The sequence below is a fragment of the Streptomyces sp. NPDC089424 genome (genome assembly GCF_044749345.1).
Lineage (GTDB): Bacteria > Actinomycetota > Actinomycetes > Streptomycetales > Streptomycetaceae > Streptomyces.
The window spans coordinates 425,528-443,857 of record NZ_JBIVHU010000006.1 but is presented as its reverse complement, the minus strand read 5'-3'; the positions used below and the strand labels follow the sequence as shown (position 1 = coordinate 443,857).

The 18,330-nt window shown below is 72.1% G+C and carries 19 protein-coding genes and 1 pseudogene; 10 read left to right on the top strand and 10 right to left on the bottom strand.

Annotated features, from left to right (window positions below):
- Window positions 1-163: 163 nt before the first annotated feature.
- Window positions 164-616: a calmodulin-binding protein gene (locus tag ACIP2X_RS26895; protein WP_401677180.1), complete on the top strand. Its 453-nt coding sequence runs from the start codon at window positions 164-166 to the stop codon at window positions 614-616.
- 3 nt (window positions 617-619) lie between these two features.
- On the opposite strand, the gene ACIP2X_RS26890 is transcribed toward ACIP2X_RS26895, so the two are convergent.
- Genes ACIP2X_RS26890 through ACIP2X_RS26845 form a run of 10 tightly spaced genes read right to left on the bottom strand, consistent with a single transcriptional unit; the run spans window position 620 to window position 6,242 of the window.
- Window positions 620-1,084, bottom strand: a complete 465-nt coding sequence (locus ACIP2X_RS26890; RefSeq protein ID WP_401677178.1) for a gas vesicle protein K — start codon at window positions 1,082-1,084, stop codon at window positions 620-622.
- Window positions 1,068-1,331 carry a gas vesicle protein gene (locus tag ACIP2X_RS26885; RefSeq protein ID WP_401677176.1) on the bottom strand — a complete coding sequence of 88 codons (264 nt, stop codon included), beginning with the start codon at window positions 1,329-1,331 and terminating at the stop codon, window positions 1,068-1,070. The genes ACIP2X_RS26890 and ACIP2X_RS26885 overlap by 17 nt, the downstream gene beginning before the upstream one ends.
- Window positions 1,328-2,143, bottom strand: a complete 816-nt coding sequence (locus ACIP2X_RS26880) for a GvpL/GvpF family gas vesicle protein (RefSeq protein ID WP_401677174.1) — start codon at window positions 2,141-2,143, stop codon at window positions 1,328-1,330. Before ACIP2X_RS26880 ends, ACIP2X_RS26885 begins: the two co-directional genes overlap by 4 nt.
- A gap of 3 nt (window positions 2,144-2,146) precedes the next feature.
- Window positions 2,147-2,737, bottom strand: a complete 591-nt coding sequence (locus ACIP2X_RS26875) for a gas vesicle protein (RefSeq protein ID WP_401677172.1) — start codon at window positions 2,735-2,737, stop codon at window positions 2,147-2,149.
- A gap of 42 nt (window positions 2,738-2,779) precedes the next feature.
- Complete coding sequence (locus ACIP2X_RS26870; protein ID WP_401677170.1) at window positions 2,780-3,904, bottom strand: SRPBCC family protein; 1,125 nt, start codon at window positions 3,902-3,904, stop codon at window positions 2,780-2,782.
- Entirely contained in the window at window positions 3,897-4,469 is a 573-nt protein-coding gene (locus ACIP2X_RS26865; RefSeq protein WP_401677168.1) for a hypothetical protein, read from the bottom strand. Before ACIP2X_RS26865 ends, ACIP2X_RS26870 begins: the two co-directional genes overlap by 8 nt.
- A complete protein-coding gene (locus ACIP2X_RS26860; protein WP_401677166.1) occupies window positions 4,466-4,720 on the bottom strand; it encodes a gas vesicle protein GvpG in 255 nt (84 codons plus the stop codon). The genes ACIP2X_RS26865 and ACIP2X_RS26860 overlap by 4 nt, the downstream gene beginning before the upstream one ends.
- A gap of 41 nt (window positions 4,721-4,761) precedes the next feature.
- Window positions 4,762-5,472, bottom strand: a complete 711-nt coding sequence (locus tag ACIP2X_RS26855) for a GvpL/GvpF family gas vesicle protein (protein ID WP_401677164.1) — start codon at window positions 5,470-5,472, stop codon at window positions 4,762-4,764.
- A gap of 3 nt (window positions 5,473-5,475) precedes the next feature.
- Window positions 5,476-5,946: a gas vesicle structural protein GvpA gene (locus ACIP2X_RS26850; RefSeq protein WP_401677162.1), complete on the bottom strand. Its 471-nt coding sequence runs from the start codon at window positions 5,944-5,946 to the stop codon at window positions 5,476-5,478.
- Window positions 5,943-6,242 carry a gas vesicle protein gene (locus ACIP2X_RS26845; protein WP_401677160.1) on the bottom strand — a complete coding sequence of 100 codons (300 nt, stop codon included), beginning with the start codon at window positions 6,240-6,242 and terminating at the stop codon, window positions 5,943-5,945. Before ACIP2X_RS26845 ends, ACIP2X_RS26850 begins: the two co-directional genes overlap by 4 nt.
- Before the next feature lie 119 nt (window positions 6,243-6,361).
- On the opposite strand from ACIP2X_RS26845, the gene ACIP2X_RS26840 reads away from it, so the two are divergent.
- The 9 genes and pseudogenes from ACIP2X_RS26840 to ACIP2X_RS26800 all read left to right on the top strand — a co-directional run bounded on the left by ACIP2X_RS26840 (window position 6,362) and on the right by ACIP2X_RS26800 (window position 18,261).
- Window positions 6,362-7,492 carry a hypothetical protein gene (locus tag ACIP2X_RS26840; protein ID WP_401677158.1) on the top strand — a complete coding sequence of 377 codons (1,131 nt, stop codon included), beginning with the start codon at window positions 6,362-6,364 and terminating at the stop codon, window positions 7,490-7,492.
- A 46-nt stretch (window positions 7,493-7,538) separates the two neighbouring features.
- A complete protein-coding gene (locus ACIP2X_RS26835) occupies window positions 7,539-8,288 on the top strand; it encodes a TIGR03936 family radical SAM-associated protein (protein ID WP_401677156.1) in 750 nt (249 codons plus the stop codon).
- A 248-nt stretch (window positions 8,289-8,536) separates the two neighbouring features.
- Window positions 8,537-12,832, top strand: a complete 4,296-nt coding sequence (locus tag ACIP2X_RS26830; protein ID WP_401677154.1) for a ribonuclease E/G — start codon at window positions 8,537-8,539, stop codon at window positions 12,830-12,832.
- A gap of 237 nt (window positions 12,833-13,069) precedes the next feature.
- Window positions 13,070-13,390, top strand: coding sequence for a 50S ribosomal protein L21 (gene rplU, locus ACIP2X_RS26825; RefSeq protein ID WP_007449531.1), 321 nt, complete (start codon window positions 13,070-13,072; stop codon window positions 13,388-13,390).
- 14 nt (window positions 13,391-13,404) lie between these two features.
- Window positions 13,405-13,659 (top strand): 50S ribosomal protein L27, encoded by a 255-nt coding sequence (gene rpmA, locus ACIP2X_RS26820; protein WP_365448950.1) that lies wholly within the window; start codon window positions 13,405-13,407, stop codon window positions 13,657-13,659.
- A gap of 105 nt (window positions 13,660-13,764) precedes the next feature.
- A complete protein-coding gene (gene obgE, locus ACIP2X_RS26815) occupies window positions 13,765-15,201 on the top strand; it encodes a GTPase ObgE (protein WP_401677151.1) in 1,437 nt (478 codons plus the stop codon).
- Window positions 15,202-15,429: 228 nt separating this feature from the next.
- Window positions 15,430-15,934 (top strand): annotated as a pseudogene (locus ACIP2X_RS26810) (alkaline phosphatase D family protein); the annotation flags it as partial.
- Complete coding sequence (locus tag ACIP2X_RS26805) at window positions 15,895-16,077, top strand: hypothetical protein (RefSeq protein ID WP_401677260.1); 183 nt, start codon at window positions 15,895-15,897, stop codon at window positions 16,075-16,077. The pseudogene ACIP2X_RS26810 and the gene ACIP2X_RS26805, both read left to right, overlap by 40 nt.
- Window positions 16,078-16,761: 684 nt before the next feature.
- A complete protein-coding gene (locus ACIP2X_RS26800; protein ID WP_401677149.1) occupies window positions 16,762-18,261 on the top strand; it encodes an SDR family NAD(P)-dependent oxidoreductase in 1,500 nt (499 codons plus the stop codon).
- The last annotated feature ends 69 nt before the right edge of the window (window positions 18,262-18,330 follow it).

Below are 18,330 nucleotides of genomic sequence, written 5' to 3'. Positions count from 1 at the left end.
GAGAGTCGAGCGGGACGCGCGAATCAGGCGTCCCCGCCGTCGCTCCGCGCCATCATCCCGGAGGAATATGCCCGCCGGCCCACCACTGAAAGTAGTCGAACGACTACTTTCAGTGGTGGGCGGTCGTGACGAACACGGCCCGAAGTGGACGGAGTTGTGCCTCATGCGACGTTTCATCGGCAGGTTCGGAGCCCTCGCGGCGGCAGCGCTGCTCACCCTCACCGGCACCGCGGCCGCACAGGCGGACGGGCCGCCGACGCGGGCCCCGAGCGCCGCGGCGGAAGCCGCGTACTTCAATCTGCGCGACATCACCGGCTCCGACTTCGTCATCAAGCTGACCGATCCGCAGCGGATCAGCGAGGCCCGCGAGATCGTCGCCAACGGCGAGCGCAAGATCGTCATCGGCCGCATCGTGAAGCAGCAGGCCGCGTACAACTGGCGGTGGAGCTACCACTACAACCCGGACACCGTCAGCTTCGCGGACATGGCCATCGAGGTCTGCGACGCGACGATCCCCTACGTCGAGGACCACCTGGACGAGGCCGGCGGACCCTTCCTGCCCGGCCTGTACTGGTGCCCCTGGACCGGGCGCCTGACCAGCGAGATCCGGCCCTAGCGATCAGGGCGGCGGCAGGAGGGGGCCGAGGGGGCCCAGGTCGAGGTTGAGGTCGTCCATGGTGAGGTCGTAGCGGCGGCACAGTTCCGTCATACGGTCGTGGAGGATCATCAGCGTCAGGCCCAGCCGCTCCTCCTGCTGCTCGCTGAGCCCGCCCTGGTCGACACGGCGCAGCGCCTGGCGTTCCATCAGCTGGCGGAGCAGTTCGACGATCGTGAGCACGAGCTTCACCAGGTCGCGTTCCACCGACTCCGGGTCGGTGTTCAGGCGCCGGGCCACCGAGGACCCCGCGTCCTCGCTCAGCGGCGGCACCTCGTCCGGCCGCGCGGGCAGCAGCGCGAAGGCACGCGCGGCCGCGTCGGCGACCTCGTCGAAGCGACCGGAGCGCGGGTCCTCGGAGGGCTCGCTCGCGGAGGGCGGGCCCCCGGAGTGCGGATCGAAGGGCCGGTGGTCAGCGGAACCCGTCATGGCCGCCGTCCTCGACGGGCGCCGCTCCCGGCAGCGCCGCAGCGCCCTCCGCGGGAAGCGCGACGTCCCACTGCTGCTCCTGCACGGCGACGATCACCGCGCGCAGCGAGACCCTGACCAGGTCGATGTCCGCGATCGACAGGATGATGTCGCCGGTGAGCACCACGCCGCCGCTCAGCAGCCGGTCGAGCAGGTCGATCAGGGCCACCTGACGCCGGGCGAGCGGGGGGTCGTCGTACGCGGTCACCGCTGTCCCGCCTCCTCCGGGGCCGGGTCATGCGGCACCTGGGCGAACGAGTACGGCACCCAGGGCCCCGTGACCTCCACGCGGACGCCGTCGAGCCCCTCGGCGGCCCCCTGGACCCGCTCGCGGAACTCCTCGGCGCGGTCGCGCGGGACGAGATAGGCGTCGTTGGCGACGTTCTCCCCGGTGCCGCCGGCCAGCCGGCCCTGTTGCGGCCGGTGCCGCGCGTGCGCCACGGCGAGACTGCCGGCCTGCGCCTCGACCCGGCGTACGGCTTCGGCGGCGGACGACCAGGCGTCCTCCCGCGCGTGCCGCTGCTGCCGGCGTTGCCGCAGGTAGGCGCGGCCGGAATCGGGCGGCTCGGGGGCGCCGGAGGGCGCCTGCGGCCGGGCGGCGGCGGGGGAGGTGTCGGCGTAGACCTTCACGCCCCACTCGACCTGGCCGGCGAGGCGGTCCAGGAGCTCGGTCAGGGTCCGTTCGCGCTCCTCCAGCATGTCGCGGACCCGGCTGTCGTCCAGGTAGACCGTCGCGAGGCGCAGGGGAAGCACCGTGGTGCGCGCTCCCAGCGCGGCCACGACCTCGTCGTGGGCCCTGGCGACGCCCTCCAGCCAGTCCAGGTCCTCCAGATGGGCCTTGAGGGCCGCCTCGGAGAAGTCCGACTTCGCGACGTGGCTGACCGCCGCCGCCATGCCGCCGTGCCGCACCAGCGCGACGGGCGCGTCCTCGACGCCGCGGACGCCGGGGGGCACGGCGTCCTCGGGGGAGGCGGCGTCCGGGCGCAGCACGCCGTACACGTAGCTGAGTCGGTCGTCCATGGGTCAACTCCGGCCGTCGTCGTCCTCGGCGCTCCTGCGCCGCCTGCGCCGGGGCTCGGCGTCGGGATCACGCTCCCGATCGGGATCCCGGTCACGCTCCCGATCACGGCTTCGCTCACGGTCCTGATCGCGGTCACGGCTTCGCTCACGGTCCTGATCGCGGTCACGGCTTCGCTCACGGTCCTGATCGCGGTCGCGCTCGCGGGTGCGGCGGCGTCCGCCGGAGGCGCCGGCGCCCTCCGCCAGTTCGCCCTGGGACTCCGCCATCTGCCTGCGCAACTCCTTGACCTCGTCGCGCAGGCGGGCGTTCTGTTCCTCCAGGTCGCGGGTGCCGTCGGCGCGCGAGGACAGGGCCGGGTCGCGCTCCCACCAGTCGATGCCGATCTCCTTGGCCTTGTCCACCGAGGTGACCAGCAGGCGGAGCCGGATGGTGAGCAGCTCGATGTCGAGCAGGTCGATCTTGATGTCGCCGACGATGACGATGCCCTTGTCGAGCACGCGCTCGAGGATGTCGGCGAGGTTGGCACTCGTTCCCTGGTTGTACGGCTGCAGCGTCCGCGCAGGGGAGGGGCCGGCAGCTGGGGGCTCGGTCACGGTGTCCTCGACCTCGTTCCTGGAAGCGGCTCGGCGCGCCGGCTACCTGCTCCGCCGACGGCTCTCGGCCGGGGGTTCCTCTTCGTCGCGGTCCTCGGGCTCTTCGTCCTCCTCCTCGAAGTCGTCCACGTCGTCGTAGTCGTCGTACGACGCCCGGTCCTCGTCGTCTTCCTCGTCCTCGTCGCGCTCTTCGTCCTCGTCCTGCTCTTCGTCCTCGTCCCGCACGTCGTAGCGGTCCTCCGGCTGTGCCTCGTCCTCGCCGTCCTCCTCGTCCTCCTCGTCTTCCTCGTCCTCGCCCCGGGCCTCGCGGTCGTCGCGCTCCTCGCCCTCGGCCTCCTCGTCCGGGCCCCGGACCACCTCGCCCTCGCGGATCTCTCCGCGCCAGCCGCCCGTGGCCTCTCCGCGCAGCATCACGAACTTGCGGAACAGCTTCAGGTCGAGCCGGGTACGGCGGCCCTGGGCCCGCCAGACGTTGGCGGTCTTCTCGACGAGGCCCTTGGGGTAGTAGTCGAGGACCAGCAGGACCTTGGTCAGGTTCTCGGCCACCGGATGGAAGGTGACCACGCCCCGTGTGGTGCCCTTGGCCCCCTCGGAGGTCCAGGCGATCCGCTCGTCGGGCACCTGCTCGGTGATCGTCCCGGTCCACGCCCGGCTCGCCTTGGCGATCTTGACCTGCCACTGGGTGGTGGTGTCGTCCTTCTGCTCGACGCTGACCACGCCCTTGGTGAACCGGCCGAACTCCGTGAACTGCGTCCACTGGTCGTACGCCTCGCGCACCGGGACGCCGACGTCGATGTCCTCGATGATGGTGATGCTCTTGCCGCCGCCGCCGTGCGAGGCCCCGTGCTTGTGCCCGGTCGCCTCCTTGAGCTTGTCCGTCACGGCGTCCTTGGCGTGCGTGGCGGTGTCCTTGGCCTGGGACGCCACCTGCCCGCCGAGCAGCTTGCCGCCCTTGCCGAGGGCGTGGACCAGCGGGCCGGGCCCCACGTGGGCGGAGCCGATCCGGGTCGCCGCGGCGCCCATCTTGTGCCCCACGCCGGTCAGGGTGTGTTCCAGACGGGCCTCGGCGTAGTTGCCGAGTTCCTCGACCAGCTTGTTGCCGCCGGGGCTCTTCAGAAGTCCCGTACCGCCCTGCGAGCCACGTCCGGACGTCTTGCCGTCAGTCATCGTCGGACTCCCTCGCTCTCGAGGAACCGCCGGACCGTGAGGACGTCCTGCGCGGCGCCCCGCTGCCGGACTTCGACTGCGACGAGGGCCGGCGTGCCGTCTTCTTGGCCTTGGGCCGCGGCCGCCGCTCCTCCTCGCGCGGTTCCTCGTCGTCCCGTTCGTCGTGCGTGTCGTGCTCGTCCTGCTCGTCGTGCGTGTCCTGCTCGTCGCGCTCGTCGTCGCGGTCCTCGTCCGCGTCCTGGCTCCGCTTGCCCTTCTGCCCCGTCTGCCCCGTCTGCTCCGCCAGCCCCTGCAGTCCTGCCGTGCGCTGGTGCAGGGCGTCGGCCAGGTGGCCTGCCTGGGCGTTCAGTACGGAGCCCACCGCGGCCTTGGTGGCACCGGCCAGTTCATTGCGGGCCTGCTGGTTGAGGTTGCCGAGCACGGGTGCGATGACCTCGGCGAGGTCTCCGGCCTTCGCCCGTTTCACGGCGATGGCCATGGCGAGCCCCAGGGCGGCCTTGGCGTTCTTGTTACGGCCCAGCAGGTAGCCGCCGACGAGGGCGGCTCCGATCTTGGCGTTGCTCATGATGCCGACCTTCCGAGCTGGTACAGCCTGATCTCCTCCAGCCGCCCCAGCAGTTCCTCCTCGCGTGCCGCGAAGTCCTCCTCGTCGATACGGCCCTCCGTGCGCGCCCGCTCCAGGTCGGCGAGTGCCGCCTGGATGGGGGTGGGGTCGTAGTACTCGTTCTCCGCGGCCTGAACGACCTTGTCGAGCACCCAGCCCACGCCTCGCACCGGTGCGAAGGGCAGTGCCAGGACCTCGAAGACCAGTCCCACGGTGCCTCCTTGTGTCGTGCGGCAAGTGCCGTCGTCGGGTGTCAGGCGAAGCTGTAGGGCGGCAGAGGACCGCGCAGCCGTAGCTCGGCCCCTTCGGGCAGTTGCCCGGCGAGCTCCCCGCAGGCCTCGGTGAAGTCGTCGGAGCTCTCGTCGTCCACCAGGAACGAGGCGTTGACGAAGTACTGCTCCGAGGACGGGGACAGGCTCTCCGCCTGCGCCAAGGGCCGCAGCGCGGTGACGACCTGGGTGGCGAGCGCCTCCTCGCGGGCCTGGACCTCCTGGGCCACGAGCTGGCCGAGTTCCATCCGCTCCTCGGGACGCCCGCCCTCGCGGGTCGCCTCGTTCAACTCCCTTATCCGGTCGGATTCCTCGATGATCCGCCGCAGCAGCGCGTCCTCGTCCTGCACGCCCTTGACGTTGAACTCCACCCGGTCGGCGAGTTCCGCCATCCGCTGGGTGTACTGGTCGGCGCCCTGCTCCAGGACGACACGTACCGCGTCGTCGTCCTGGGCGACGAACCCGAAGCCCAACGGCAGCGAGACGCCGTCGGACCACAGCCGCTCCTGCACCGTGTGGTGCGCCTCCAGGTTCCGGCGGGCCACCGACAGGTCCGCGGGGGCCTCACTGACCACGGCGCACAGCGAGTCGCCGCGCACCACCCGCAGTTCGGAGGCTCCCTCGCCGACGCCCTTGAGGCCGTCGAGGCGCAGGGGGTGCGACGTCTTGGTGATGGCGTAGACGTACAGGGACATCGCTCACTCCTCGCGGTCCTTGGAGGAACGGCGCTCGCTCCGCTCGACCGGTTCGCGTTCCCGCTCCCGCCGCTCACTCCTGCCGCGCCGGGGTCGTTCGCCGCTCTCGATCTCGTCGCGGCCGCCCTGCAGGGACTCCGTGAAGGCTTCGACGGCGCCGGTCAGCGCGCCCTTGCTCTTGCCCTTGGCGCCGCCCTCGGTGACGCGCTCCATCACGTCGGGCAGCTGGGCCGGGGCCTTGCGGCCCGCTTCCAGGTCCAGTCGGTTGCATGCCTCGGCGAAGCGCAGATACGTGTCCACGCTGGCCACGACGATACGGGCGTCGATCTTGGCTATCTCGATGCCGACCAGGGAGACCCGGACGAACGCGTCGATCACCAGACCGCGGTCCAGGACCAACTCCAGTACGTCGTAGAGGTTCCCGGAGCCCGAACTGGGGGCGGGCACCGCACCGCCGCCCGGCGTCACAGTCACGATCTGCTCCCTTCGTTGCGGTCGAGCTGGGCGCGCGTGTAGCGCCGCCTGCGCTTGTAGGCCAGCAGCCGGCCGGCCGGGTCCATCGCCACCTCGTAGCTGGCCATCACGCTCGTCGTCTCGGGGATGCGCTCCAGTTCGAGGACCTCGACCTCGGCCTCCCAGCCGTCGTCCGTGGGCTTCAGCGCGGAGACGGACTCGGGTCGCCGGCCGAGCAGCTCCGCGAGTTGCTCGGACGCCTGCCGCATCGCTTCCGGTGCCGGGACTCTCTCGGTCCCGGGCTCGTTGTCGGGCATATCATCACCAACCATCGTCAATCACCCGTGTCTCCCAAAACCTCCACCTGTATCGCTCCGGTCAGCAGGTTTTCGGGGCGCGACGCATCCGAAGGCCGTCCGGTGGCGTCCACAGAGGTATGGATCCGGAAAAACCGCCAGCTCAGCCGCCGCCCGACGGGTGCCTCGCGGTCGCGATCCGCGTGCCGGTGCGGATCGTGATGCTCGTCCTCGTCCTGCCGGTGCGCATGGTCTGGGACGTGCTGGTCGTCGCGGGGCGGTTCCTGAACGACACGGTGCTCAGGCCGGTGGGGCGGGCCTTGCTGTGGCTGGGGCGGGCGGTGTTCGTGTGGCCGTTCGTCGCGCTGTGGCGCTGGGTCCTGGTGCCCGCGGGCCGGGCGCTCGCCTGGCTCGCGAACGTGCTCGTCGTCGTGCCGTGCGGATGGCTGTACCGATACGTCCTGACCCCCGTCGGCCGGGTTTTCGCCGCCGGGTGTGCATGGGTGTACGCGCGCGTGCTCACGCCCCTCGGACACGGGGCCATGTGGGTCCTCAGGGGCGTCGGGGCCGTGCTCGCCGCCGTGGGTGCCGGGGTGTTCACCGCCGTGGCGTGGCTGGTGCGCCACCTCCTGGTCGCGCCCGCCGTCCTGCTGTACACGTGGGTGCTCGCGCCGGTGGGGCGGGCGATCGTGTGGTGCCTGACGGGGCTCGTACGGCTCGTGGGCATGCTGTTCACGGGCGTCGGAATGGCCCTGTACTGGATCTGCCGGATCCTGTTCGTGCTGCCCGCGCTCGCGGTGTGGCGCTGGGTCCTGGTGCCCGTCGGGCACGTGCTCGCGGTCGTCGGGCGGGAGGTCGGGGCCGCCCTGGGGCATGCCTGGCGGGTGGCCGGGCATGTCTCGCGCGCCGTGGGCCGGTTCCTCGGGACGCTCCTGCGGTGGATCCTCGTGGATCCGGCGCGCTGGGTGTACGCGCGTGTGCTCACGCCCGCCGGTCATCTCGTGCGGGACGCGGTCCTGCGGCCGGTGGGCGAGGCGCTGCGCGCCGCGGCACGGGCCTCCCGGCAGGCCCTGGCGTCGGCGCGGGCGAGCGTGCGGCAGGCGCGGGCCGACCTGCGGCGGATGCTCCTCGGCGAGCCCCGGCGGCCGCGGGAGGCGGCCAGGCAGCCGCAGGAGGGGGCCCGGCAGCCGCGGACGGTGGCCCGGCGGGAACCTGTGGCCGCCGAGACACGTACTCTTGGTAGCAGTACGACCGCTCTCACGAAGGATTGAGACACTGGGCAAGCGACAGCCCGAAGGCCCGCCGCCGGCACCCGCGGTGCAGCGCGTCCGACTGCGCTACACCAAGCGCGGCCGCCTCCGGTTCACCAGCCACCGTGACTTCCAGCGCGCCTTCGAGCGTGCGCTGCGCCGCGCCGAGGTGCCCATGGCGTACTCGGCGGGGTTCACCCCGCACCCGAAGGTGTCGTACGCCAATGCCGCACCCACCGGCACGGGCAGTGAGGCGGAGTACCTGGAGATCGCGCTCACCGCGCCGCGCGATCCGGACAAGCTCAGGATCCTGCTCGACGAGTCGCTGCCCACCGGGCTCGACATCGTCGACGCGGTCGAGGCCCGTACGCCGGGCCTCGCCGACCGGCTGACGGCCTCCGTCTGGGAGCTGCGCCTGATCGGTGTGGACCCGGCCGAGGCCGCGCGCGCCGTGGCCGCGTTCAACGCGGCCGAGGCCGTCGAGGTGCAGCGGATGACCAAGAACGGCGTCCGTACCTTCGACGCCCGGCCGGCCGTCGTGAGCCTCGAGAGCGGTGACGGCGGTACGGCTTCGGAAACGCAGCTTTCGCAGGCTGATAGGCCGACCGACCAGCCCTGTGCGATACTGCGGCTGGTTGTTCGGCACGTGACGCCTGCCGTACGACCCGACGACGTCCTGTCCGGTCTCCGCGCCGTGGCCGACCTGGCGCCGCCGGTCCCCGCAGCGGTGACCAGGCTGGCGCAGGGGCTGTTCGATGAAGAGACCGGCACGGTGACAGACCCGCTCGCGCCTGACCGCGAGGCGGGTCCCGCGTAGGACGGACGTCGTAGCGCAGCCCTCGTACTCGGGAGCCACCTGGGTCGGGCGGCGCACCGACCAGAAGACTTTCGCCAGGCCGTACGCAACACGGCGTACGGAACCGGCGAGACAGGACAACAGAGAGCTCCCGTGCGGCGCCCGCGCCCCGGACGGCGGCAGTCGCGCATCGCGCGAGCCGCGGACGTCACCGGCACCACTGCCGGACCAGGTGCGGCGCCCGGGAGCCTGACGGGAGAAACGCCCGCATGCTCGAGCCGATCGAACCCGCCGAGGGTTCCGAACTCAATACACCCAGCGACACCCTGCCGCCGCGTCGTCGGCGCCGGGCCGCTTCCCGACCGGCGGGCCCGCCGGTCGACACCTCCGGGACGCCCGCGGAGACGGTGGAGCCGGCCATACCGGCCGCCGAGGCCGCCGAGCTCGCCTCGGGCGACCTGCCCTCCGCCGAGGCCGACGCACTCGCCTCGACCGATCTCTCCTCCGCGGCTTCCGAGGAGGCAGGAGACGTCGAGGAGGCACTGGAGGCCTCCGAGACAGAGGAGGCCGGTGCCGAGGCGGCCACCACACAGCCCGAGGCTCCCGAGGAGGCAGCGCCCGCCGGACGTCCGCGTCGTCGCGCCACGCGCCGGGCGTCCGCGCCCGCCGGTACGCCCGTGACCGCGGAGGCCGCCGAGACCGTGGTGCCGACCACCGCGCCCGCCGAGACGGTGGACGAGAGCGCGGTCGCGCACGTCGTCGACGAGCCCGCGGCGCCGCGGCGCCGCCGTGCCACCCGCCGGGCGTCCGCGCCCGCCGGTGCCCCGGTGACCGTCGAGGGCGCCGAGCCCACCGAGTCCACCGCACCTGCCGCGACCGCCGCCGGGGAGTCCGCGCCCGTCGAGGAGCCCGCCCCCGCCGGACGCACGCGCCGCCGGGCGAGCCGCCGCGTCTCCGCGCCCGCCGACGCACCGGCCGCCGCCGAGACCGTGCCTCAGGAGGACGGCGTCGCAGCCGTCGCCGAGACGCTGCCGCAGGACGACGTCGCACCCGCCGTCGAGGCCCCGGCCGCGACCGGCGCGCAGGAGTCCGCGACGACCGACGAGGCCGCTCCGCGCCGCACCCGTCGCCGGGCCACGCGCCGCGTGACGGCGCCCGCCGAGCCGGCCGGCGACTCCGCCGACGAGCCCGTCGAGACGGCCGAGGCCGTCGAGGCCACCGGTGAGCAGGGCACCGGGACCGAAGGTGAGCAGGCCGACGAGGCCGCCGCGCCGCGTCGTACGCGCCGCCGCCGGGAAGCCGCCGCCGAAGCCCCCGAGCCCACGCCCGCGGAGTCCCTCCGGTCCGCCGAGGGCGGCGAGGCCGAGGCCGCCGACCAGGGCGGTGCCACGCGTCGTGCGCGGCGGCGGGTGGTGCGCAAGGCGGCCACCGGCTTCGCCGCACCCGCGCAGTCGGGGGCCGGCGAGGGAGACGCGCTGCGTCCGCCGGCGCGCCCCGCGGTCGCGGTGTTCCAGCCGCCGGTGTTCACCGAGCCGAGGTTCCAGACGCCCGAGCGTGCGGCCGCCGAGGCCGCCGCCGAGGCGGCGGACGAGGCCCCCGAGGCCGAGGAGTTCCCCGAGGAGCCGACCGGGTCGCGGCGTCGCCGCCGGCGCCGGGGTGCCGGGCCCGCGGAGGAGCCCGAGACGCAGACCGCCGAGACCGTCGTGGACGACGAGACGGAGGAGCCCGAGGAGGGCGACGCCGAGAACGCCGTCGAGGACGACGAGGGCGAGGAGACCGGCTCCCGTCGCCGTCGTCGCCGGGGTGGCCGGCGCCGCCGCCGGGGCGAGTCCGGTGACTTCGCCGACGGTGACGGCGACGAACTCGCCGCCGAGCAGGCGGCGCAGGACGCCGAGGACACCGCCGAGCAGCTCGAGGAGGACGCCGACGAGGACGACAGGTCCGCCGGTGACGGGGGTTCGTCCTCCAGCAGCCGTCGTCGCCGTCGTCGTCGCCGCCGCGCCGGTGACAGCGGTCCGGACGCCGAGCCGTCCGCCGACGACCCGGAGCGCACGGTCGTCAAGGTCCGTGAGCCGCGCCCCGCGCGGGAGAAGGGCGAGCCCTCCGACGAGGTGCAGTCCATCAAGGGCTCCACGCGCCTTGAGGCCAAGAAGCAGCGCCGCCGCGAGGGCCGTGAGCAGGGCCGCCGCCGGGTGCCGATCATCACCGAGGCCGAGTTCCTGGCCCGCCGCGAGGCCGTCGAGCGCGTGATGGTCGTGCGTCAGCACGGCGACCGTACGCAGATCGGCGTCCTGGAGGACGGCGTGCTCGTCGAGCACTACGTCAACAAGGAGCAGTCGACCTCGTACGTCGGCAACGTCTACCTCGGCAAGGTGCAGAACGTGCTGCCGTCGATGGAGGCCGCCTTCATCGACATCGGCAAGGGCCGCAACGCCGTGCTGTACGCCGGCGAGGTCAACTTCGAGGCGCTGGGCATGGCCAACGGGCCGCGCCGCATCGAGTCCGCCCTGAAGTCCGGCCAGTCGGTCCTCGTGCAGGTCACCAAGGACCCGATCGGCCACAAGGGCGCGCGTCTGACCAGCCAGGTCTCCCTCCCGGGCCGTTACCTCGTGTACGTGCCCGAGGGCTCGATGACCGGTATCAGCCGCAAGCTGCCCGACACCGAGCGGTCCCGGCTGAAGACGATCCTCAAGAAGATCGTCCCCGAGGACGCGGGCGTCATCGTGCGCACCGCGGCCGAGGGCGCGAGCGAGGACGAACTGCGCCGTGACGTCGAGCGGCTCCAGGCGCAGTGGGAGGAGATCCAGAAGAAGGCGAAGAGCGGCAACGCGCCGACTCTGCTGTACGGCGAGCCGGACATGACCGTCCGCGTCGTGCGCGACATCTTCAACGAGGACTTCTCCAAGGTCGTCGTCAGCGGCGAGGACGCCTGGAGCACCATCCACGGCTACGTCGCGCACGTCGCGCCCGACCTGGCCGAGCGGCTGTCGAAGTGGACCTCCGAGGTCGACGTCTTCGCCACCTACCGGATCGACGAGCAGCTCGCCAAGGCGCTGGACCGCAAGGTCTGGCTGCCCAGCGGCGGTTCGCTGGTGATCGACCGGACCGAGGCGATGGTCGTCGTCGACGTCAACACCGGCAAGTTCACCGGCCAGGGCGGCAACCTGGAGGAGACGGTCACCAGGAACAACCTGGAGGCGGCCGAGGAGATCGTGCGTCAGCTGCGGCTGCGCGACCTCGGCGGCATCATCGTCATCGACTTCATCGACATGGTGCTGGAGTCCAACCGGGACCTGGTGCTGCGGCGTCTGCTGGAGTGCCTGGGCCGGGACCGGACGAAGCACCAGGTCGCCGAGGTGACCTCGCTGGGCCTGGTCCAGATGACCCGGAAGCGGGTCGGGCAGGGCCTGTTGGAGTCGTTCTCCGAGACCTGCGTCCACTGCAACGGGCGCGGCGTCATCGTGCACCTGGACCAGCCGACGGCGAGCGCCGGCGGCGGCAAGCGCAAGAAGCGCGCCCGGGCCGGCGGCGAGCACCCGGAGCACACGCACGAGGCGGTGGCGGGCGGGACCGTCGAGGAGGAGGCGGAGACCGAGTCCGAGGTCGCCGCCGAGGTCGCCGAGCCGTTGGCGCTGGCGTCGCCGGAGTTCGCGCCGGACGAGGAGCTGTACAGCAGCGTCGCCGAGGCCGAGGCCGCCGCGTCGCGCGGTCGTTCGCGCCGTCGTTCGAGCCGCCGGGCGTCCGCTCCGGCGGGCGCGCCCGCGCCGAAGAGCGAGACCGGCGTGGAGGTGCCCACGGCCCAGGACGTGACGGCCGAGGAGGAGGTCGCGCGCCCGGTGCGGCCGGAGCCGGCCGCCGCGGCGCACGCCGAGCCGATGGCGGTCGAGGACCCGGTGGTCGAGGCCGCCCCGGTCCTCGCCGAGGAGGCCGCGCCCAAGGGCCGTACGCGCCGTCGCGCCACCCGCAAGGTGAGCGCACCGGCCGGTTCGCCCGCTTCGGCGTCGGCTTCGGCGTCGGCGGAGACGGTGGTGACGGCCGCCGAGACCGTGCCGTCGCCCGAGCCGGAGGCCGCGCCGGTGGCGGACGTGGCGCAGCCGGAGGAGGACGGGACGCCCGCCGAGGCGGCCGCCCCGGCCCGTCCGCGCCGCCGTGCGGTCCGCAAGGCCACCGCGCCGACCGCGTCGGAGGAGACGGCCGTGCTGGTCGTCCCGTCGGCGGAGACGCAGGAGCCGGTCGCGCAGCAGGCCGCCCACGAGGCCGAGCAGGCCCTCGTGGAGGCCAGGGAGGCCGCCGCCGAGGCCGTCGCCGGGACCGAGGGCGACGAGTCCGCCCCGGCCAGGAAGACGGCCGCGCGCAAGACGGCGAAGAAGGCGACGGCCAAGAAGGCCGCCACCAAGAAGACTGCGGCCAAGAAGACGGTCGCGAAGAAGGCGACGGCCAAGAAGGCGGCGGCGAAGTCCACCGCCAAGTCGACCGCCGCCAAGGCCACCAAGGCGACGTCGAAGAAGACGGCGGCGGCCGAGCAGTCCCAGCCGACCGTGTCGGTCTCGACCGACGAGGGCTGACGCCGTGGGTGGGGTGGGCGTCCGGGTGACCGGCCGCACACCCCACCCGACGGGGCCCGGTTTGACCCCCTCGGCCACCGCCCCGTAACCTTGACCGTCGGCGTGTCCATCGAACACGCCACATCCCCGTAAACCCTCTTCCTCCCGGGCACTCGGTTGGTCGGGAGAGGCTGCCGGTCGGTATGTCGGTGGCTGGACTGCGGGGGTGCCGTTCCCGAGCGAGAGAGTGAGATCCGCGTGTACGCCATCGTGCGCAGCGGTGGTCGCCAGCACAAGGTTGCTGTCGGCGACATCGTTGAGGTTGACAAGATTTCCACCGCCCAGGTTGGCGACACGGTCGAGCTCTCGACCCTGCTCGTTGTCGACGGCGACGCTGTGACCAGCGACCCGTGGGTGCTGGCCGGCATCAAGGTCCAGGCCGAGGTCGTGGACCACCACAAGGGCCAGAAGATCGACATTCTGCGCTACAAGAACAAGACCGGCTACCGCCGTCGTCAGGGCCACCGCCAGCAGTACACGGCGATCAAGGTCACTGAGATCCCCGCGGCTGCGAAGTAAGGGACTGAGGAGAGATGGCACACAAGAAGGGCGCATCGTCCACCCGTAACGGTCGTGACTCCAACGCTCAGCGCCTCGGCGTGAAGCGCTTCGGCGGTCAGGTCGTCAGCGCGGGCGAGATCCTGGTCCGCCAGCGTGGCACGCACTTCCACCCCGGCGCCGGTGTGGGCCGTGGCGGCGACGACACGCTGTTCGCGCTGCAGGCCGGTTCGGTGGAGTTCGGTACCCACCGTGGCCGCAAGGTCGTGAACATCGTTCCGGTCGCCTGATCGGAAGCTTTCGCGAGGCGGGCCTCACTTCCCTCCGGGGAAGCGGGTCCGCCTTTCGCGTGTTGTACAAGAGACATTCCCGTATGTAACTGGAGGCACCGCACCATGACCACCTTCGTGGACCGCGTCGAACTGCATGTCGCCGCGGGTAACGGGGGCCACGGCTGTGCCTCCGTCCACCGTGAGAAGTTCAAGCCGCTCGGCGGACCCGACGGCGGCAACGGCGGGCGCGGCGGTGATGTGATCCTCACCGTCGACCAGTCGATCACCACGCTGCTCGACTACCACCACTCGCCGCACCGCAAGGCCACCAACGGCAAGCCGGGCGAGGGCGGCAACCGCTCGGGCAAGGACGGTCAGGACCTGGTGCTGCCGGTGCCGGACGGCACCGTGGTGCTCGACAAGGCGGGCAACGTCCTCGCCGACCTGGTCGGACACGGCACCGCGTTCGTCGCGGCGCAGGGCGGCCGGGGCGGGCTCGGCAACGCCGCGCTGGCCTCCGCCCGGCGCAAGGCGCCCGGTTTCGCGCTCCTCGGTGAGCCGGGCGACCTCCAGGACGTCGTGCTGGAGCTCAAGACCGTCGCCGACGTGGCGCTGGTGGGGTACCCGAGCGCCGGCAAGTCCTCGCTGATCTCGGTGCTCAGCGCCGCCAAGCCGAAGATCGCCGACTACCCCTTCACCACGCTGGTGCCGAACCTCGGTGTGGTGACGGCCGGTTCGACCGTCTACACCATCGCCGACGTGCCCGGCCTGATCCCGGGCGCGAGCCAGGGCAAGGGGCTGGGCCTGGAGTTCCTGCGGCACGTGGAGCGGTGCAGTGTGCTGGTGCACGTGCTGGACACCGCGACGCTGGAATCCGACCGCGACCCGGTCTCCGACCTCGACGTCATCGAGGCGGAGCTGCGCGAGTACGGCGGCCTCGACAACCGGCCGCGGATCGTCGTCCTGAACAAGATCGACGTACCGGACGGCAAGGACCTCGCCGAGATGGTGCGGCCGGATCTGGAGGCGCGCGGCTACCGTGTCTTCACGGTGTCGGCGGTGGCCCGGACCGGGCTGAAGGAACTGTCCTACGCGCTGGCGGAGTTGGTGGCGCAGGCGCGTGCCGCCCGGCCCAAGGAGGAGTCGACGCGGATCGTCATCCGGCCCAAGGCCGTGGACGACGCGGGCTTCACCGTGGTGCGCGAGGAGGACGGGCTGTACCGGGTGCGGGGCGAGAAGCCGGAGCGCTGGGTGCGGCAGACGGACTTCAACAACGACGAGGCGGTCGGCTACCTCGCCGACCGGCTCAACCGGCTCGGCGTGGAGGAGCAGCTGGTCAAGGCCGGCGCCCGGTCCGGAGACGGTGTGGCCATCGGCCCCGAGGACAACGCCGTGGTCTTCGACTGGGAGCCGACCGTCATGGCCGGTGCGGAGATGCTGGGCCGCCGTGGCGAGGACCACCGGTTGGAGGAGCAGCGCCCGGCCGTGCAGCGGCGCCGCGACCGGCAGGCCGAACGGGACGAGCTGCAGAAGGAGTTCGACGACTTCGAGCCGTTCTAGACGGCCGGCCCCGCGGGGGGCTCCAGAAGGTCCGAGGGCCCGTTGCGGCAAGGTGGCGTTTTCACGCGCCGTCGCCTTGCCGCAACGGGCCCCTTTCCGTCTGCCCACTTGTCATGCACGAGCTTCCCTGGGTTCAGCGGGCGGACCAACCGGACGTGGAGCTTCCGAAGGGTCCAAGAGGCCGTCGCCCCAAGGGAGTTCCGCAGGACGACCGCACAGACCGGACCCGTGTCACCCGACCGGCGCCGCTTCGTCGCGGCGTCGGCCGGGACGGTCGGGGCCGCCGCCTCCGCCCCTGTGGCGGCCGTCCGCCGCGCGAGCCGCCGGGACCCCGCTGCCCGAGAACGTGTTCGCTCTGGGTGTGGCCTCCGGCGACCCGCTCCCCGACGGCGTCGTGCTGTGGACCCGGCTCGCACCGGACCCGCTCAACGGCGACGGCATGCCCGACCGCGCCGTGCCGGTGGAGTGGGAGATCGGCGAGAGCGAGCGGTTCGGGCGGCCCCTGCGGAGCGGGGTGGCGCAGGCCCGGCCCGAGTACGGGCACAGCGTCCACGTGGACGTACGAGGGCTGCGCCCGGGCCGCCCGTACTGGTACCGCTTCCGCGCCGGCGGCAGGATCTCGCCCGTCGGCCGCACCCGTACCGCGCCCCACCCCCTGAGCTCCGCCGGCACCCTGCGCCTGGCCCTGGCGTCGTGCCAGAACCGGCAGCACGGCTACTTCACGCCCATCGCGGTTACCACCTGTTCGACATCGGCCGCCACGGCATCGACGCTCAGGTGCGGATCGTGGACACCGTGCTCGGCCCCCGGGCGACGCCGAGCACGCTGGCGCGGCTGCGGGTGGACGCCGGACGTCCCGGAGTGCGGGTGGTCTGACGCCTTCCGGGGCCGGGGAACGGGCCCGAGGGCCGGGCTCGGAGCGGGTTGTCGTTGTGATTGTGAACGACCCTGACGAGATCGGCCCGATGGGCATGTTCGAGACACTCCTCGGCCTTGCGGAGAAGTCGCTCCACTCCGTCGCGGATACGGCGAATCGCTCACATCTGCTCGCCGGGACCGAAATGCCCCGCAATCCCCGGCAGTGAATTGCGGGCCAATGGACCGCACGGCGAGCTGTATTCCTGGATCTCCCGCAAGGAAGCCGTGACGCATATGAAGAACGCGTGCACTCCTTCTCCGCGGGCTGTGAAGATCGGCACCGGCCGCACCCGCCGAGTGAGCCATCTCTCCCGTCCGGCGCGGCCGGGGTGCGGGTGCGGTACCGCGGCACCGCCATGTCGCGTCCGGTTTCCCGGACTTCTCGCCGGGAATTGGTGAAGTTCCCCGCGTTCCTTGCGGTGAACGTGCGCGGAACTCGCGCGTCACCCGAAGATCGCAACTCCTTGTGGAGTTACTCACAACATTTGCACGCATATTCGGGGAACGTCGCGCGGGGCACGGGAAGTGCAAGGTGAATGGCAGGTTGCGTGTACATTTTCGGCCGCCGTCCCTCGCCTTGCACAGCGGTTACCGCAAGTGCGACCCTTTGCGAGTTCCCAGTCGCCACGAGGTAGGTCACCTGTGTCACAGCACATAGCCAAGCCCCGAACCACCGCCGTGATCCTGGCCGGTGGTACCGGTCAGCGCGTGGGTCTGTCGATCCCCAAGCAGCTGCTGAAGATCGCCGGCAAGGCAGTCATCGAGCACACCCTGACCACCTTCGAGAAGGCCGACTCCATCGACGACGTCATCGTGCTGATGACACCGGGCTACGTGCCCGACGTCGAGAAGATCGTCGCCAGGGCCGGGTTCAGGAAGGTCTCCCGTGTCATCGAGGGCGGCTCCTCTCGCAACGAGACGACCGAGCGCGCCATCGCGGCGCTGGGCGAGGGCCTGGCCGAGGGCGAGGACCTCAACGTCCTGTTCCACGACGCGGTGCGCCCGCTGCTGTCGCGGCGCGTCATCGACGACTGCGTGGGCGCGCTCGACCGCTACCAGGCCGTGGACGTCGCCATCCCGTCCGCCGACACCATCATCGTGACGCGGACGCACGGCGAGGACGGCGAGTTCATCACCGAGATCCCGGACCGCGCCCGGCTGCGCCGCGGCCAGACCCCGCAGGCCTTCAGACTGTCCACGATCAGGCGCGCCTACGAGGTCGCGGCGGGCGACCCCAACTTCCAGGCCACGGACGACTGCTCGGTCGTGCTGCGCTATCTGCCGGACGTGCCGATCCATGTCGTCGCGGGTGACGAGTACAACATGAAGGTCACCCAGCCCGTGGACGTCTTCATCGCCGACAAGCTGTTCCAGCTGGGCACCACCGCAGCGCCCGAGCAGATCGGCGCGGACGACTACCGCGAACTGCTCACCGGCAGGACCGTCGTCGTCTTCGGCGGCTCGTACGGCATCGGCAAGGACATCGCCGAACTCGCCGAGTCCTACGGCGCGCACGTGTACGCCCTCGGCCGCTCCACCACCGGCACGCACGTCGAGAACCCGCAGGAGGTCGACGACGCGCTGTCCCGGGCCTACGCCGAGACCGGGCGCATCGACTACGTCGTGAACACCGCCGGTGTGCTGCGCATCGGCAAGCTGGCCGAGACCGAGAACGCCGCCATCGAGGAGGCGCTGAAGGTCAACTACCTGGCGCCGGTGCAGATCGCGCGGGCGGCGTACAAGTACCTGGCCGAGACCGAGGGGCAGTTGCTCCTCTACACCTCCAGCAGCTACACCCGCGGCCGCGCCGAGTACTCCCTCTACTCCTCGACCAAGGCGGCCATGGTGAATCTCACCCAGGCGCTGTCCGACGAGTGGGCCGCCGACGGCATCCGCGTCAACTGCGTCAACCCGGAGCGCACCGCCACCCCGATGCGCACCAAGGCCTTCGGCGACGAGCCCGCGCACTCCCTGCTCACCTCCGAGACGGTGGCGCGCACCTCGCTCGACGTGCTGCTGTCCGAGCTGACCGGCCACGTCATCGACGTCCGCCAGCAGGACCCGACGGCCGGCGCCGTCACGGCCTCCGGGTTCGAGCAGGCGCTGGCCACGGTCCTGGACCGCCAGGACGACGTGGCGTGATCGCCCACCGGTAGCCGTACGGAACGCGCAGCCGTACGGAACGTCGACCAAGACCGGCCCCTTTCGACA